Annotated in this window: 16 protein-coding genes; 6 read left to right on the forward strand and 10 right to left on the reverse strand. The window is 67.5% G+C overall.

What is annotated here, in order from left to right; translation table 11 throughout:
* Window positions 1–15 precede the first annotated feature (15 nt).
* Entirely contained in the window at window positions 16–423 is a 408-nt protein-coding gene (locus tag ACZYZ5_RS14590; RefSeq protein WP_463902575.1) for a VOC family protein, read from the forward strand.
* 223 nt (window positions 424–646) lie between these two features.
* Here ACZYZ5_RS14590 and ACZYZ5_RS14595 read toward each other — a convergent pair whose 3' ends face one another.
* Window positions 647–1,504 (reverse strand): DUF427 domain-containing protein, encoded by an 858-nt coding sequence (locus ACZYZ5_RS14595; RefSeq protein WP_463902576.1) that lies wholly within the window; start codon window positions 1,502–1,504, stop codon window positions 647–649.
* Here ACZYZ5_RS14595 and ACZYZ5_RS14600 point away from each other — a divergent pair.
* Window positions 1,497–1,700 (forward strand): hypothetical protein, encoded by a 204-nt coding sequence (locus ACZYZ5_RS14600; RefSeq protein WP_463902578.1) that lies wholly within the window; start codon window positions 1,497–1,499, stop codon window positions 1,698–1,700. The two genes, ACZYZ5_RS14595 and ACZYZ5_RS14600, sit on opposite strands and share 8 nt — an antisense overlap.
* 94 nt (window positions 1,701–1,794) lie before the next feature.
* Here the strand turns inward: ACZYZ5_RS14600 and ACZYZ5_RS14605 are convergent, their stop codons facing one another.
* The 3 genes from ACZYZ5_RS14605 to ACZYZ5_RS14615 form a co-directional block, all read right to left on the reverse strand.
* Window positions 1,795–2,400, reverse strand: a complete 606-nt coding sequence (locus ACZYZ5_RS14605) for a TetR/AcrR family transcriptional regulator (RefSeq protein WP_463902579.1) — start codon at window positions 2,398–2,400, stop codon at window positions 1,795–1,797.
* 86 nt (window positions 2,401–2,486) lie between these two features.
* Window positions 2,487–3,815 carry a phenylacetate--CoA ligase PaaK gene (paaK, locus tag ACZYZ5_RS14610; RefSeq protein ID WP_463902581.1) on the reverse strand — a complete coding sequence of 443 codons (1,329 nt, stop codon included), beginning with the start codon at window positions 3,813–3,815 and terminating at the stop codon, window positions 2,487–2,489.
* Window positions 3,816–3,831: 16 nt separating this feature from the next.
* Window positions 3,832–4,359, reverse strand: coding sequence for a hotdog fold thioesterase (locus tag ACZYZ5_RS14615; protein WP_463902583.1), 528 nt, complete (start codon window positions 4,357–4,359; stop codon window positions 3,832–3,834).
* A 307-nt stretch (window positions 4,360–4,666) separates the two neighbouring features.
* Between ACZYZ5_RS14615 and pta the strand changes: the two genes are divergently transcribed.
* The gene (pta, locus tag ACZYZ5_RS14620) at window positions 4,667–6,778 is read left to right on the forward strand and encodes a phosphate acetyltransferase (protein ID WP_463902585.1); all 2,112 of its coding nucleotides are present in this window, start codon (window positions 4,667–4,669) and stop codon (window positions 6,776–6,778) included.
* On the opposite strand, the gene ACZYZ5_RS14625 is transcribed toward pta, so the two are convergent.
* Window positions 6,775–7,083: a hypothetical protein gene (locus ACZYZ5_RS14625; protein ID WP_463902587.1), complete on the reverse strand. Its 309-nt coding sequence runs from the start codon at window positions 7,081–7,083 to the stop codon at window positions 6,775–6,777. The two genes, pta and ACZYZ5_RS14625, sit on opposite strands and share 4 nt — an antisense overlap.
* A gap of 194 nt (window positions 7,084–7,277) precedes the next feature.
* On the opposite strand from ACZYZ5_RS14625, the gene ACZYZ5_RS14630 reads away from it, so the two are divergent.
* Window positions 7,278–8,447, forward strand: coding sequence for an acetate kinase (locus tag ACZYZ5_RS14630; protein ID WP_463902588.1), 1,170 nt, complete (start codon window positions 7,278–7,280; stop codon window positions 8,445–8,447).
* A gap of 203 nt (window positions 8,448–8,650) precedes the next feature.
* Here the strand turns inward: ACZYZ5_RS14630 and ACZYZ5_RS14635 are convergent, their stop codons facing one another.
* Together ACZYZ5_RS14635 and ACZYZ5_RS14640 are read right to left on the reverse strand one after the other, a co-directional pair.
* Window positions 8,651–8,941 carry an antibiotic biosynthesis monooxygenase family protein gene (locus ACZYZ5_RS14635; RefSeq protein ID WP_463902589.1) on the reverse strand — a complete coding sequence of 97 codons (291 nt, stop codon included), beginning with the start codon at window positions 8,939–8,941 and terminating at the stop codon, window positions 8,651–8,653.
* A 280-nt stretch (window positions 8,942–9,221) separates the two neighbouring features.
* Entirely contained in the window at window positions 9,222–9,818 is a 597-nt protein-coding gene (locus tag ACZYZ5_RS14640; RefSeq protein WP_463902591.1) for a TetR/AcrR family transcriptional regulator, read from the reverse strand.
* A gap of 121 nt (window positions 9,819–9,939) precedes the next feature.
* Here ACZYZ5_RS14640 and ACZYZ5_RS14645 point away from each other — a divergent pair, with 121 nt between their 5' ends.
* Both ACZYZ5_RS14645 and ACZYZ5_RS14650 read left to right on the forward strand, forming a co-directional pair.
* Window positions 9,940–10,452, forward strand: coding sequence for a cupin domain-containing protein (locus ACZYZ5_RS14645; RefSeq protein ID WP_463902592.1), 513 nt, complete (start codon window positions 9,940–9,942; stop codon window positions 10,450–10,452).
* Between the two features lie 101 nt (window positions 10,453–10,553).
* Entirely contained in the window at window positions 10,554–11,123 is a 570-nt protein-coding gene (locus ACZYZ5_RS14650) for a GNAT family N-acetyltransferase (protein WP_463902594.1), read from the forward strand.
* Window positions 11,124–11,137: 14 nt separating this feature from the next.
* On the opposite strand, the gene ACZYZ5_RS14655 is transcribed toward ACZYZ5_RS14650, so the two are convergent.
* Genes ACZYZ5_RS14655 through hpaD form a run of 3 tightly spaced genes read right to left on the reverse strand, consistent with a single transcriptional unit; the run spans window position 11,138 to window position 13,820 of the window.
* Complete coding sequence (locus ACZYZ5_RS14655) at window positions 11,138–11,962, reverse strand: aldolase/citrate lyase family protein (protein WP_463902595.1); 825 nt, start codon at window positions 11,960–11,962, stop codon at window positions 11,138–11,140.
* Window positions 11,947–12,732 carry a 2-oxo-hept-4-ene-1,7-dioate hydratase gene (gene hpaH / locus ACZYZ5_RS14660; RefSeq protein ID WP_463902596.1) on the reverse strand — a complete coding sequence of 262 codons (786 nt, stop codon included), beginning with the start codon at window positions 12,730–12,732 and terminating at the stop codon, window positions 11,947–11,949. Before hpaH ends, ACZYZ5_RS14655 begins: the two co-directional genes overlap by 16 nt.
* A 2-nt stretch (window positions 12,733–12,734) precedes the next feature.
* Window positions 12,735–13,820, reverse strand: coding sequence for a 3,4-dihydroxyphenylacetate 2,3-dioxygenase (gene hpaD / locus ACZYZ5_RS14665; RefSeq protein WP_463902598.1), 1,086 nt, complete (start codon window positions 13,818–13,820; stop codon window positions 12,735–12,737).
* Between the last annotated feature and the right edge of the window lie 25 nt (window positions 13,821–13,845).

Genomic DNA, 13,845 nt, shown 5'->3' on the forward strand with positions numbered 1-13,845 from the left:
GTAGGAGGTGGCGAAATGACCCTAGTTCTAAACAGAGCCACAACAGTCCTGCCAGTCGATGATGTCGAGCGCGCCCACCGTTTCTATGCGGAAACGCTGGGCCTCCCGGTCCGCGGCAAGGCAGACGACGGAAGTGAACTATTCGGCAGCGAAGGCGGCCCCATGCTGCAGTTGATGCCGGTCAGGGACGGAAAGCATTCCGAGCACACGACCCTGAGTTTTGAAGTCTCCGAGATCGAGCGGACCGTCCAGGAGATGGAGTCCAAGGGCGTCCGGTTCCAGGACTACGACCGGCCGGATCTGAAGACCGAGAACCACATTTGTACGACTGATTCCGAGAAGTGCGCATGGTTCATGGATACCGAGCACAACATCCTCTGCGTCCACGAGAACACCACCTCACCGGTGGATTACCAGCTCTAACCGGCGCACCCCAGGAGTCGAACCCTGGCAGCGCCCCGGCCCGCGCCGGGGCGCTTTTGCGTGCTGCGGGGGAGTTCCCGGGCGTGCTGGGCGCTCCCGGGTTGCCGCCGCCGGACCGTCTGCCGTCCGGGGGCACATCGACATGGACACGCCGGGATTCCAGGGCGAAATCCGCGCTGCGGCCCTCAAAGTGCCCCCGGACCGCCGAGAGTGCAACCTCCCCTCAAAGGGCCCCTGGAGCGCTGGGGCGGGACCACGGCGTCACCGGGCGGGGCTGGAGCACGCCGTCGACCGTCAGGTCCACGCGCTCGTTGTAGAAGCTGATGAGCCCGTGGATCTGGGCGGCATCACGGTACCGCCGGTCATAGCTCCACGCGAGGTTCCCACCCTCGGCCGAAGCCGGGTAGCTCCAATAGCTGGCCTGGCCCTTGTACGGGCACACCGTCCGCTTGGGACTCTCCTCCAGCAGGTCCAGCCGCACATCTGCCGGCGCGATGTAGTACCGGACCGGGAGCAGCGTCTCGTAGAGCAGTTGCGCGCCGTTCGTGCTGGCCAGCGTCACGCCGTCGAGCGCCACCTGCACGTCCACGGACGACGCGCGGATGTCCACACGGTGGAACGGATCACGGGGGTGGCCGATGATCTCCTCGTCATCCTCGAGCCAGTCGAAGGCCTTGAAATTCAGGATGACGTAGCCGGCCAGGTCGGGGTCCTCGGGGCGGAAGGCTGCCCGGGGAGCCGTCGCCGCTGCCGTCACGACGTCGAGTTCCGCGCCGGCGGTGGTGTGCTTGCCAAACGACGTTGAGGGGTCGAGCGACGTCGGGGCCGAGTCTTTCCGGATTGCGACGGGGTGTTCCTCGCCCGACGCCGCCGGAAGGTCCGGTGACCTGAGCTCCGCCGACAGTTCCTGCTCCGGCACGGCGTAGACGGGGGTGATCCGCCGCGGTTCCCAGATCAGGTACGCCTGCAACGTATCGACGACGGCGGTCCCGTCGAGGCTCGCGCGGACCCTTTTGGCGGTGGGTTCGTACCGCAACTGGGGGAAGGCGCCCAAGAGCACCGTTGATAGTCTCGTGGCCATTCCCCCAGCGTGGCCCCGGAGCTACCCGCCGTCAATGGGAGCGGGCCCGGACCTCACGCGGGTGGTGGCCGTGCCCGTGCCCGCGGGCGGAGGCGTCGCCGAGCCGTCGGCCGTCCGGGGGCACTTTGACACGGACACTCCGGTGTATGAAGGCGAAACCCGTGCCGAGGGCCCCAAAGAGCCCCCGGACCGCTGATGCTTTGGCCAGACGCTGTTAATGCGAAGCGGGAGGTTACCCGGACCGTGAACCCCGGACCGTGAACCTCGGGGCGGGCTTCCGGGCTCCCGGCTTACTGCGCGACGTGGAGGCCGTGGAAGGCCATGGTGATGACGTCGTCGGCCAGTTTCTCGGGGGAGAGGGAGCCTCCGGGTTTGTACCACTCGACGATGGAGTTGATGGTGCCGAAGAGCAGCCGGGTGACGGTGCGGGGGTCGATGTCCTGGCGGAGCGACCCCTCGTCGCGGGCGGCGGAGATCAGGGCCGCGACCTTGTGGTCGAAGGTGCGCCGGCGTTCCATCGCGTCGCGTTCGATCTCGGTGTTGCCCCGCAGGCGCAGCAGCAGGGTGACGAACGGAAGCCGCTCCACGAGCACCGAGATGGTCTCGCGGAGGACGAACTCCAGCCGGGCCTCGGCGGTGCCGGTCTGGGCCTGCGGCTGGTCCAGGATGGCCTCGAGACCGCCCAGGGCGTGGTCCAGCGCGAGCTTCAGGAGGTCGCCCTTGGACGGCACGTGGTGGTAAATGGCGGACTTCGAGATGCCCAGGTTTTCAGCGAGGATGCCCATGGACGTGGCGTCGTAGCCGTGGCGGTTGAAGACGTCCACAGCGATCACCAGTACCGACTGCTGGTCATAACCGGGGCGGCCGCGTTTGGTGTTGGTTGCTGTTGTGGGCATACTCGCTAGTTTCTCACGATCAGGAGATCAGTCCGCCCGCCGGGGCGGCCCGCGCAGGGCCGGCCGGCTGGCTGGACATGAGGTGGTCAGGCCTTGGGACGCATGTCGTAGATCCGGCGGAGCTTGCCGTTGGACCGCTCCAGGGAGCCGGGCTCGACGACGTCGACGGCGCAGGAGGAGCCGACGTGGATCTTGATCTGCTGCTGCAGGGCCTTGGCCGCGGCCGCGCCGCTCTCGACCGTGACGGACTCGCGGCGTTCAATCTTGACGGTCATCTGGTCCATCCGATGGCCCTCGGGGCGGGTGAGCTCGAGCTGGAAGTGCGGGCTCAGCTCGGGGATGCGCAGCGCGATCTCCTCGATCTGCGAGGGGAACAGGTTCACGCCGCGCAGGATGATCATGTCGTCGCTGCGGCCGGTGATGCGGCCCATGCGGCGGTGCGCGGGGCGGGCGGTGCCGGGCAGCAGCCGGGTGAGGTCCTTGGTGCGGTACCGGATGATCGGCAGCGCTTCCTTGGTGAGCGAGGTGAAGACCAGCTCGCCGTGTTCGCCGTCGTCCAGGACCACGGAGGGGTCGAAGGCGTCGATGATTTCGGGGCGGAAGTGGTCCTCCCAGATGTGGCTGCCGTCCTGGGTTTCCACGGCCTCGCCGGCAACGCCCGGGCCCATGACCTCGGAGAGCCCGTAGATGTCGCACGCCTTGAGGTTCATGGTCACTTCGAGCTCATGGCGCATTTCCTCGGTCCACGGCTCGGCACCCAGCACGGCGTACTTGAGCGAGGTGGAGGCCGGGTCGATGCCCTGCTTCATCATCGCGTCGGCGATGGTCAGCAGGTAGGTCGGCGTGGCCAGGATCGCGTCGGGCTTGAAGTCCTGGATGAGGGTGATCTGGCGTTCGGTCTGGCCGCCCGAGATCGGGATGACCGTGCAGCCGAGGGCTTCGGCGCCGGCGTGGGCGCCCATGCCGCCGGTGAACAGGCCGTAGCCGTAGGCGTTGTGGACCTTCATGCCGGGGCGGACGCCGGAGGCGCGCAGCGAGCGTGCCACGAGCTTGGCCCAGTCGGCGAGGTCTTTCTTGGTGTAGCCGACGACGGTGGCGCGGCCGGTGGTGCCGGAGCTCGCGTGGATGCGGGCCACCTCGTGCTGCGGGACGGCGAACATGCCGAAGGGGTACTCCAGGCGGAGGTCTTCCTTGGTGGTGAACGGGAACTTGCCCAGGTCGGAGAGCTCGCGCAGGTCCGTGGGGTGGATGCCGGCTTCGTCGAACTTGCGCTTGTACAGGGGAACGCGGTCGTAGGCGTAGGCCACGGTGTGCTGCAGGCGGCTGAGCTGCAAGGCCTCGAGCTCGTCGCGGGAGATGGTTTCTTCGCGGTCCAGGACGGCATCACTGGTGGGTGCGACGGTTTCTTGGGTCATCTAGGGTTCCCTGCTTCTATTTCTTGGAGATGGTGCGGCTGCGGCCGCGGAACTCGGCGACGAGTTCGCCCGGGAGTTTGTCGGTGGGGAGTTCGCCCGGGACCGTGACGGCGGGCGCCGAGCCGGCGGGGGAGGGCGCTGTGTCCGGTGCGGTGCCCGCGACGGGATCGGCGGCGTAGATCTGGATGTCGTAGAGGCCGCTGCGTCCGGTGCTGGCGCGGCGGTTGGCGACGGCGGTCAGCACCTGGCCGCGGAACGCCGGCTTGAGGAAGTTGATATCGACGCCGGACGCCACCGTGATGGTGCCCTCGTCCGCAGGAGCCGGGTTGGCCGGGTTGCAGGCCAGCGCAAAGGCGGTGTCGCCGAAGGCGAAGATCATTCCGCCGTGGGCCATGCCGAAGCCGTTCAGCATTTCCTGCCGGAGCGTCATGCGGATTGTGGCATGTCCGTCGTCCAGTGCCACTACTTCGATGCCCATCCATTCCGAGGCGGGGTCGTCTTTAAGGATGGGGTGGGTGTCACCGGAAATCGTCAGTTCAGCCATGCGTCATTGCCTCCAGCTTTATTTACCGAATGTTCATTAGGTAATCCCATTTGGGGGCCTTCTGTCAAGAGCTGGCGGGCGTATGAAGCTGTCGGCGGACAGGGCTGTGCGGTCAAAACCGGGCCGGAAACCGGGCCGGAAACGGGTCGGAAACGGGCCGGAATCCGGCCGAAAGCCGGTCGCGGAACCGAGCGGAACCGAGCGGAAACCAAACGGAACCCATCGAAGCGCCGCCCGGCGCCCGGCTCCCGGCCAGAGAAAGTAGGCTGGGAGGGAAGCAGCACCACTTCACAGCGAAGGGCGAACCATGGCCAAAGGAATCTACGTCAGCGCGACCACCCCGGGCTCCGGGAAGTCGCTCATAGCCCTCGGGCTGGCGGACACCCTGCACCGGCACGCGGACCGGATCGGCTTCTTCAAACCCGTGGTCAACGGCCACGACGCCGCCTCGGACCCCATGGTGGCGCTGATGAAGGCCCGGTTCAACCTCGACGACGAACGCTGCCGCGGCGGGCTGACCTTCGCCGAGGTCCGCAGCCTGTTCGCCGAGGGCAAGCGTGAGGAGATCGACTCCCGCTGCGTGGAGATCTTCGCCGAGATGTCCCGGCACTGCGACGTCGTGATCGTCGAGGGCACCGACCTCACCGGCCAGGACGCCGCCGTCGAGTTCGACCTCAACGCCCGGCTGGCGAACAACCTCGCCGCCCCGGTCGTCGCCGTCGTCGGAGCGAAGGGCCGCACCGTCGCGGAGACCGTCGACGCCGTCGAGGTGGCCCGCAAGGAACTCGTCGCCGAGCGGTGCACGCTGCTGGCCATCATGGTCAACCGTGCCGACCCGGAGGATCTGGAGGCCATCGCCGCCGCCGTCCGCCCGGGCGCCTCCGGCCGTCCCGTGTACGTCCTGCCCGAGCTGGAGGAGATCGCCCGGCCCACCACCGGAGAGATCGCCGCCGCCATGGGGGTCGGCCAGGTGGCCGGCCTCGCGGACCTGGAACGCGACGTGCGCTCGGTGAAGGTGGCGGCCATGAGCGTGGCCAACTTCCTGCACGTGCTCGACGACGGCGCGCTGGTGATCGTCCCCGGTGACCGCGCCGACGTGCTCGTCGCCTGCCTGGCGTCCTCGTTCTCGCCGGAGTTCCCGGTGCCCTCCGCCCTGATCCTCACCGGCGGCCTCGCCCCGGACCCCACCATTTACTCACTGCTGGCGCAGGCGCCGTTCCCGATCTTCGCCGCCCCGGACGACACCTACGTGACCGCCAAGCGGGTCTCCGAGGTGCGCAGCGAGATCTGGTCCGGGCACCGCCGCAAGGTCGCCTCCGCCCTGGGCCTGTGGGCCCGCCGGGTGGACGAGGCGGAGCTGCTGGAGCGGCTGCACCTGCCGCGGCTGGAGCGGATGACGCCGCTGCGCTTCCTGCACGAGCTGATCGGACGGGCCCGCACCGAGCGCCGCCACATCGTGCTGCCGGAGGGCACGGACGTCCGCGTCCTGCGTGCCGCGGAAATCCTGCACCGCCGCGACGTCTGCGAGCTGACCGTGCTGGGCCGCGAATCCGACGTCCGTGAGCTCGCCTCCACCCAGGGCATCGACCTCTCCGGCATCAACATCATCGATCCCGCCTCCTCGGAGCTGCGCCAGGAGTTCGCGCAGAAGTACGCGGAGCTGCGTGCGCACAAGGGCGTGGACCTGGCCAAGGCCCTCGAAGTCATGCTGGACGGGAGCTACTTCGGCACCATGATGGTCCAGCTGGGCGTGGTGGACGGGATGGTCTCCGGCGCCGCCCACACCACCGCGCACACCATCCGGCCGGCGCTGGAGTTCGTCAAAACGCGCGACGGCGTCAAGATCGTCTCATCCGTGTTCCTGATGCTGATGCCGGACCGGGTGCTGGTCTACGGCGACTGCGCCGTGAACCCGGAGCCCAACGTGGAGCAGCTCGCGGACATCGCGGTGGCCTCGGCGGAAACCGCGGCCCAGTTCGGCGTGGAGCCGCGGGTGGCCATGCTGTCCTACTCCACCGGCGGGTCGGGCGCCGGGGAGGCCGTGAACGCGGTCCGCCAGGCCACCGAGCTGGTGCGCGGACGCCGCCCGGACCTCGCCGTGGAGGGGCCCATCCAGTACGACGCCGCCGTCGACGCCGCCATCGCCGAGTCGAAGATGCCCGGCTCGTCCGTGGCCGGGCAGGCGACCGTCTTCATCTTCCCGGACCTCAACACCGGCAACAACACCTACAAGGCGGTCCAGCAGTCCTCCGGGGCGGTCGCCGTCGGGCCCGTGCTGCAGGGCCTGCGCAAGCCGGTCAACGACCTATCGCGCGGCTGCACCGTGGAGGACATCGTCAACACGGTGGCCATCACCGCCATCCAGGCGCAGTCCGCGGAGCCCGCCGCCGAGCCGGCACCCGCGGCCGCCCGTGCCTAGTCAGTATTTTCCGGCTCCGCCGTGCTGTCGGGATCTTGCTGATGGGCGGGCTCATTGGCCAGGCCGGACGGCGTGAGGTCCAGGTCCTCCAGATTCTCCGGGGCCTCGGGGGCTTCTCCGGTCTCGGCGGCCTTGAGGTCCCCGGTGTCGTCCAGGGCCGGGTTCGCGCCCTCGACGCCGGTCGGATCCTTCTTACCGGAACCGCTGTCCGGCTCGGTGCCCTCGGGCTTGGTGCCCTCTGGCTCGGTGCCCTCGGGCCCCGTGGTCTCCGGCGTGCTCTCTGGCTGCGTCGCGTCGTTAGTCATGGAAGTCCCTTCGTGAGTGGTCCAGTTGCTCCGCCGACTCTAGGCGCCTGCGGCGGCTTACGCAACGAATGGGCGCGCCCGCCGGTCCGGCAATTTATAGTGGGACCCACGGGGCGCCCCGCCAGGCTCCTCCGTGTTGCCCGTCCCAGCGCGCCCTCCGGGGCCAGTCCAGAAGCCAAGGCGTAGGAGGCCCCATGCTCGTACTCGTTATCAACTCAGGCTCGTCCTCGCTCAAGTACCAGGTCCGCGACGTCGAGGCCGGCAGCGTGCTCGCCGAAGGGCTCGTCGAGAAGATCGGCATGGGCACCGGCGGCGAGGGCGACGGCGAGATCGAGGGCCCGCGCGACCACGCCGAGGCGCTGGAACAGGTGGACGCCGAGATCCATGCGGCCCTGGGCGACCGGGAGCTCGACGCCGTCGGGCACCGCGTGGTGCACGGCGGGGAGCGCTTCTCCGAGCCGGTCCTGATCAACAACGAGATCACCCGTGCCATCGAGCGGCTCAACCCGCTGGCGCCGCTGCACAACCCGGCGAACGTGCTCGGCATCCGCGCGATCTCGAAGAAGTGGCCGGACATGCCGCAGGTCGCCGTGTTCGATACCGCCTTCCACCGCACCCTGCCCGAGCACGCCTGGCGCTACGCCGTGCCCGAGGAGCTCTACGCCAACCACGGGATCCGCCGCTACGGCTTCCACGGCACCTCGCACGAGTACGTCGCGCACCGGGCGGCGGCGCTGCTGGATCTCCCGCTGGAGGAGTTCGACGCCGTCATCGCCCACCTCGGCAACGGCGCCTCCGTCACGGCGATACGGGGCGGAGAGTCCGTGGACACCTCGATGGGCTTCACCCCGCTGGAGGGATTGGTGATGGGCACCCGCTCCGGCGATCTGGACCCGTCCATCCTCGTGTTCCTCGGCCGGGCCGGATGGTCCCCGGAGGACCTCGACGCCATGCTCAACCGCCAGGCCGGGCTCAAGGGCCTGGCCGGCAACAATGACATGCGCTCCGTCGTGGAGGCCGCTGAAGCCGGTGACGCCCGGGCGGCCATGGCGCTCGCCGTCGCCTCCTACCGGCTCGCGAAGTACATCGGCGGCTACCACGTGGCCGTCGGCGGAGCGAAGGCCCTCGTCTTCACCGCCGGGATCGGGGAGAACTCGCACCAGTTCCGCGCGCTCGTGGCGGAGCGGCTGGGCGCCCTGGGCGTACAGCTCGACGACGGCCTGAACCGCGAGCGCTCCAAGGAGCCCCGCGTGATCTCCTCACCGTCCTCGGCCATCCCAGTCCTCGTGGTCCCCACCGACGAGGAGCGCGCGATCGCCGAGGCCACCGCCGCCGTCGTCGCCCACCCGTCCATTGCTCCGTAACGGCCCTTTTGGGGGCTCATAACGGCACTTGTGGAGCAGCCGATGGTGGCACTCCGCTCATCGGTTGCTCCGTAACTGCCCTTTTGGGGGTCTATAACGGCACTTGAGGAGCAGTCGATGGAAATGCGCCGCGCCATTCACCAGCACGTCCGACGCGATAGATCACTTCGCGGCGAAAACCTGCTGCTTCGCGGGTCGTCCTCCTACAGGACGCTCTCGTAGTGCTCCACGACGGGAAAAGGATCGTAAAAGTGGTGCAGAAGGGCGCGCCACTCCGCGTAGTGCTCGGACTCCCGGAAACCAACCGTATGGTCTTCGAGCCGTTCCCACTGCACGAGTAGCAGATAGGTGTTCGGAGTCTCGATCGAACGCGACAGGGACAAATGCCGGAAGCCGGCCATCGAAGCAATGATGGGCCGCGCCTCCCTGAACGCCAGCTCGAAGTCGTGTTCCTGGCCGGGAAGGACAGGCAAGAGCGCATGTTCGGTAATCACCGGACGAGTCTCCCATACAGGGACACAGGTACGCCGACTCCTGCACCGCGGGATTCCGAGCAGGCCGACAAACCCGCCATATCAGCTGGGACGCAACGGCCGAACAGAGCCAACAGTCACGAAGGGCACTTGTGGAGCAACCGATGGGCACCCCGCTCATCGGTTGCTCCATAACGGCCCTTTTGGGGGCTCATAACGGCACTTGCGGAGCAACCGATGGGTAGCGTGGGGGCATGACGGAAGGCGATTGGCGCCCCGTCATAGATCGCTCCGCCCAGCGTCACGGGCTTGGGGTGCTGGAGACCGCATCGTGGACGCCCGCTGTCGTTGCGATCAGGGTGGACATGATCTGTACGGCGTCCTGGTTGGAAAGCCCGTTGTCGTGGCACAGTGACCGCCACGTCCAGAAGGAAACTGCATGGCTGACGGTGGCGCGCAACCTGTCGTTACCAGCGGCCTCGGAAAACGGCTCGAGCAGCACGTTCCGGAAGTGGTCGTTCCGGGACGTGAGGACTTTGCGGTGCGCATCTGGGAGCTCTGCCAGGTCCGCGTAGATACGCGTCAGCATGGCCTCGCCGTCGCGGAAATACCGATAGAGGTCGGAGAGTCCAACCCTCAGGCGTTCGAGGTGATCATTTTCCCTAGACCATTCCGTGGGGTCAGGCAGCTGCTGTTGTGAGAGCCAATGCGCGGAGCACGCAGCGAACAGTGCCTCGTCGTCATCAAAGTGCCGGTACACCGTCAGTCTGGTGACCCCGGCCTTTTCGGCTATGCCGGCGATCGTGGTGCGGGCCGGACCCACAGTTCCGTGCAGGGCTACGGCCGCGTCGACGATGCGCTGGCGCGTGCCGCTCATCTGCTCGGTTCTCTTGCCCATTTCATAAGGACGTTTTTTGGATGAGCGCTGCTGTTCACTCACGGTCTTGACACTGATCCTTCGGGACTGAACAATTTAGGTAAACACTAGTGTATATCGAAATTTGGAAGGGTGGTTTGTCATGGACATGGAGCAGCCTCCGCGGCTGACGGTTGTGCAACCGGGGCAGGGGAGGGAGGCCAGTCTTGGATCGATCGGAGTTGTTTTCAAGCTTTTCGGGGAGCACACCAACGACCAGATCTCGATCGTGGAGCACCCGTTCCCCGTCGGAGCCTTGGTCCCCCCGCACACGCATACGCGTGAGGATGAGTACTCGATCGTCCTGGAAGGCGAGATAGGGTTCCGGTCCGGCGACCGTGAGGCAGTGCTCGGTGCCGGAGGCTACATCACGAAACCGCGGGGAGAACTCCACGCGATGTGGAACGCCGGAAAAGTTCCCGCGCGGATGATTGAGATCATCAGCCCCGCGGGCTTTGAGCACTTCTTCTGGGGACTCGCGGATCACCTTGAAGCAGGACCTCCGGATCCCGAGGTTATCGGCAAACTGGCCGCCGAGTATGGGCTTCAATTAGGCGAAGCACCCTGGCTGCCGGACATCATCACCCGGTATGGCCTGACACCGCCAATGCGCTGACGGGAGAGGGGCATGGGCGTCCTCTCATCCGTTGCTCCGTAACTGCCCTTTTGGCGGGTCAATAGGGCACCTGTGGAGCAATCGATGGGTAGCGTGGGGTTATGACGGAACCCAAGCCCCTCCCGCTGCCGATCCGGACCGAACGGCTTGTGCTGCGTCGCTTCGTGGCCGGGGACCTGGACGCGTACCACGCCTACCATTCGCTGCCCGAGACCGCCCGGTTCCTGCCCGGGGAGGCGAAGAGCTACACCAGGTCCATGGCGTCCGTGGGCAAGTACGCCAACTTCGTTTTCGAGAAGGAGGGCGACTGGATCTGCCTGGCCATCGAGGCCGCGGATTCACCCGGCCTGCTCGGCGAGGTGGTCCTGAAGTGGATGCCGGGCTGCGGCCAGGCCGAGATCGGCTGGAGCCTCGCCCCGGGAGCCCGTGGGAAGGGCATCGGGACCGAGGCCGCCGAGGCCCTGCTCAAGTTGGGCTTCGAGGTGCTGCGCTTCCACCGGATCGACGCCAAGCTCGATGCCCTGAACACGGCCTCCGCGGCGCTGTGCGAACGCCTCGGCATGCGGCGGGAATCCGCCCAGGTGGACAAGTGGCACTACAAAGGACAGTGGGCCACCGAAGTCGTCTACGCCATCCTCGACCACGAATGGAAGTCCCGGCACCCCGCGTAGGACCCGCCGGCGCGTCAGTAGCTGGCAGGCGCGTCCCCGCCGTCCCCAACGTCGGGCCGGATGAACGCGGCGGCGAGTGCCTCGGAGCCGCGGGCCAGCAGCGACACATCGGCGCCCACCAGCACAAACGAGGCCCCGGAAGCCAGGTAGTGGTGCGCGGTGTCCGGGTTGAAGGCGTTCACCCCGGCGGGTTTCCCGGCCTTTTTGGCGGCGGCGAGGCAGTGTTCGACGGCGGCGCGCACCTGGGGATGTTCCTGCTGGCCCAGCAGCCCCATGGAGGCCGCGAGGTCGGAGGGCCCGAGGAAGATGCCGTCCACGCCGTCGACCGCGAGGATCGACTCCACCGCCTCAACGGCTGCCGTGGACTCGATCTGGACCGTGAGGCTGATGGTCTCGGAGGCGCGGGCCAGGTAGTCCGGGACGCGGTTCCAGCGGGCGGTACGCGCCAGGGCCGACCCGACACCGCGCACCCCGTGCGGCGGGTACCGGGTGGCGGAAACGGCAGCCTCCGCCTCGGCCACCGAGTTCACCATCGGGATCAGCAGGTTCTGCACGCCCAGGTCCAGGTACTGCTTGATCACCACGGTGTCGTTCACGGGAGGCCTCACCAGAACCTGGATCGGGTAGCCGTTGACGGCCTGCAGTTGGGCGAGGATGGATTCGAGTCCGTTGGGGCTGTGTTCGGCGTCCACCAGCAGCCAGTCCAGGCCGGAGCCGGCGCAGAGTTCGGCCACCAGGGGGCTGCCGGAGCAGACCCACATCCCGGCCAGCGGGCGGCCGGCAGCGCCGGTTTGGTTGCGCAGGGCGTCCCGGAACGTGGGTTCTATTCGAAGCGGCATGTGACAACTCCCAGGGGTCCGTAGTCGGCGTGGACGGTATCGCCCTTGTAGACCCAGAGGGGCCGGGTGAAGGAGCCGGCGAGGATGATGTCTCCGGCCTTCATGCCGTCCCCGTGGGCGGCGATCTTGTTGGCCAGCCAGTGGACGCCGTTGGCGGGGTGGTCCAGGACCCCGGCGGCGACGCCGGTTTCCTCCACGGTCTGGTTCTTGTAGAGGATGGCCGAGACCCAGCGCAGGTCCACGGCATCCGGGCGGACCGGGTTCCCGCCGATCACCATGGCCCCCATCGCGGCGTTGTCCGAGATGGTGTCCACGATGGTCCGGCCCTCCATTTGGATCCGGGAATCGAGGATCTCCAGGGCCGGAATGACGTAGTCCGTGGCGTTCAGGACGTCGAAGATGGTGCAGCCGGGGCCCTTGAGCGCACTTTTCAGCACGAACGCCAGCTCCACCTCCACCCGGGGGTGGGTGTACTGGTCCCACGCCACCGAGCAGCCGGTTTCCAGCACCATGTCATCGAAGATGGCGCCGTAGTCCGGCTCGGTGATGCCGGTGGCGGCCTGCATCGCCTTGGAGGTGAGGCCGATCTTGCGGCCCACCAGCTTCCGCCCCGCGTCCTCGTTGCGGCGCCGCCACAGCTGCTGGACGGCGTAGGAGTCCTCGACCGTCATTCCCGGATAGCGGGCGGTCAGCAGCGGGACCGGAGTCCGGGTCCGGCCGGCCTCCAGCAGCTCATCGGCGATGGCCTCAATCGTCTTGGCATCCAGCATGGCTACAGCTGCGCCCCGAGCTTGAACCCGGTGCGGTCGCCGTCGGGGGACCCGTCCTTGCGGGTGTAGGAGAAGCCGTCGGCGCCCACGGTCACGGCCATCTCGCTCTTTTCCTCGCGGACGACGACGGGCTGCGGGTTCCCGTCGAGGTCCAGGACTAGGGAGGCCTCGGTGTACCAGGACGGAACCACGGGGTTGCCCCACCAGTCGCGGCGCTGGTTGTCGTGCACGTCCCAGGTGATGACCGGGTTGTCCGGATCGCCCGTGTAGTAGTCCTGGGTGTAGATCTCGATGCGGTGGCCGTCGGGATCGAGGATGTAGAGGTAGAAGGCGTTGGACACGCCGTGGCGTCCGGGGCCGCGCTCGATCCGGTCCGAGATGCGCAGGGCGCCCATCTTGTCGCAGATCTGGATGATGTTGTGCTTCTCGTGCGTGGCGAACGCGACGTGATGCATGCGCGGTCCGTTCCCGCCGGTCAGGGCGGTGTCGTGCACGGTCTGCTTGCGGTGCATCCAGACGGCGTAGGTGACGCCGTCGGAATCCTGGATGTCCTCCGAGACCCGGAACCCGAGATCCTCCAGGTACGCACGGCCGCGCGGCACATCCGGGGTGACCTGGTTGAAGTGGTCCAGCCGGACCAGCTCGCCGGCGGAGTAGAGGTCGTAGCGCTGGGTGAGGCGTTCGACGTGCTCCACGTCGTAGAAGAACTCGTAGGGGAAGCCCAGCGGGTCCTCGACGCGGACGGAGTCGCCGATGCCCTTGGTGAAGCCGTCCTTGCGGCGCTCCACCCGGCAGCCCAACTCGCGGTAGTACGCCTCGGCGGCGTCGACCTCGGCGGGGGACTTCACCCGGTACGCGAACGCGGCCACCGCGGCGATGGGTCCCTTGCGCAGCACCAGGTTGTGGTGGATGAACTCCTCCAGGGAGCGCAGGTAGATGTTGTTCTCGTCTTCCTCGGTCACGTGCAGGCCGAGCAGGTCCACGTAGAACTCGCGGGACTTGGCCAGGTCGGTGACCACGATCTCCATGTAGGCGCAGCGGACAATGTCGGGGGCGGGGACGGAGGGCTTGGGGATGATGTTGCTCATGGTGTTCTCTCTTCGTTGAGGAGGG

Source organism: Pseudarthrobacter ribosi (assembly GCF_055412865.1).

Bases quoted from the DNA above. Each gene is read 5' to 3' on its own strand.
- ACZYZ5_RS14590 (WP_463902575.1), top strand. From the start codon at position 16: ATGACCCTAGTTCTAAACAGAGCCACAACAGTCCTGCCAGTCGATGAT.
- ACZYZ5_RS14595 (WP_463902576.1), bottom strand. From the start codon at position 1,504: ATGGCCACGAGACTATCAACGGTGCTCTTGGGCGCCTTCCCCCAGTTG.
- ACZYZ5_RS14605 (WP_463902579.1), bottom strand. From the start codon at position 2,400: ATGCCCACAACAGCAACCAACACCAAACGCGGCCGCCCCGGTTATGAC.
- paaK (WP_463902581.1), bottom strand. From the start codon at position 3,815: ATGACCCAAGAAACCGTCGCACCCACCAGTGATGCCGTCCTGGACCGC.
- ACZYZ5_RS14615 (WP_463902583.1), bottom strand. From the start codon at position 4,359: ATGGCTGAACTGACGATTTCCGGTGACACCCACCCCATCCTTAAAGAC.
- pta (WP_463902585.1), top strand. From the start codon at position 4,667: ATGGCCAAAGGAATCTACGTCAGCGCGACCACCCCGGGCTCCGGGAAG.
- ACZYZ5_RS14625 (WP_463902587.1), bottom strand. From the start codon at position 7,083: ATGACTAACGACGCGACGCAGCCAGAGAGCACGCCGGAGACCACGGGG.
- ACZYZ5_RS14630 (WP_463902588.1), top strand. From the start codon at position 7,278: ATGCTCGTACTCGTTATCAACTCAGGCTCGTCCTCGCTCAAGTACCAG.
- ACZYZ5_RS14640 (WP_463902591.1), bottom strand. From the start codon at position 9,818: ATGGGCAAGAGAACCGAGCAGATGAGCGGCACGCGCCAGCGCATCGTC.
- ACZYZ5_RS14645 (WP_463902592.1), top strand. From the start codon at position 9,940: ATGGACATGGAGCAGCCTCCGCGGCTGACGGTTGTGCAACCGGGGCAG.
- ACZYZ5_RS14650 (WP_463902594.1), top strand. From the start codon at position 10,554: ATGACGGAACCCAAGCCCCTCCCGCTGCCGATCCGGACCGAACGGCTT.
- ACZYZ5_RS14655 (WP_463902595.1), bottom strand. From the start codon at position 11,962: ATGCCGCTTCGAATAGAACCCACGTTCCGGGACGCCCTGCGCAACCAA.
- hpaH (WP_463902596.1), bottom strand. From the start codon at position 12,732: ATGCTGGATGCCAAGACGATTGAGGCCATCGCCGATGAGCTGCTGGAG.
- hpaD (WP_463902598.1), bottom strand. From the start codon at position 13,820: ATGAGCAACATCATCCCCAAGCCCTCCGTCCCCGCCCCCGACATTGTC.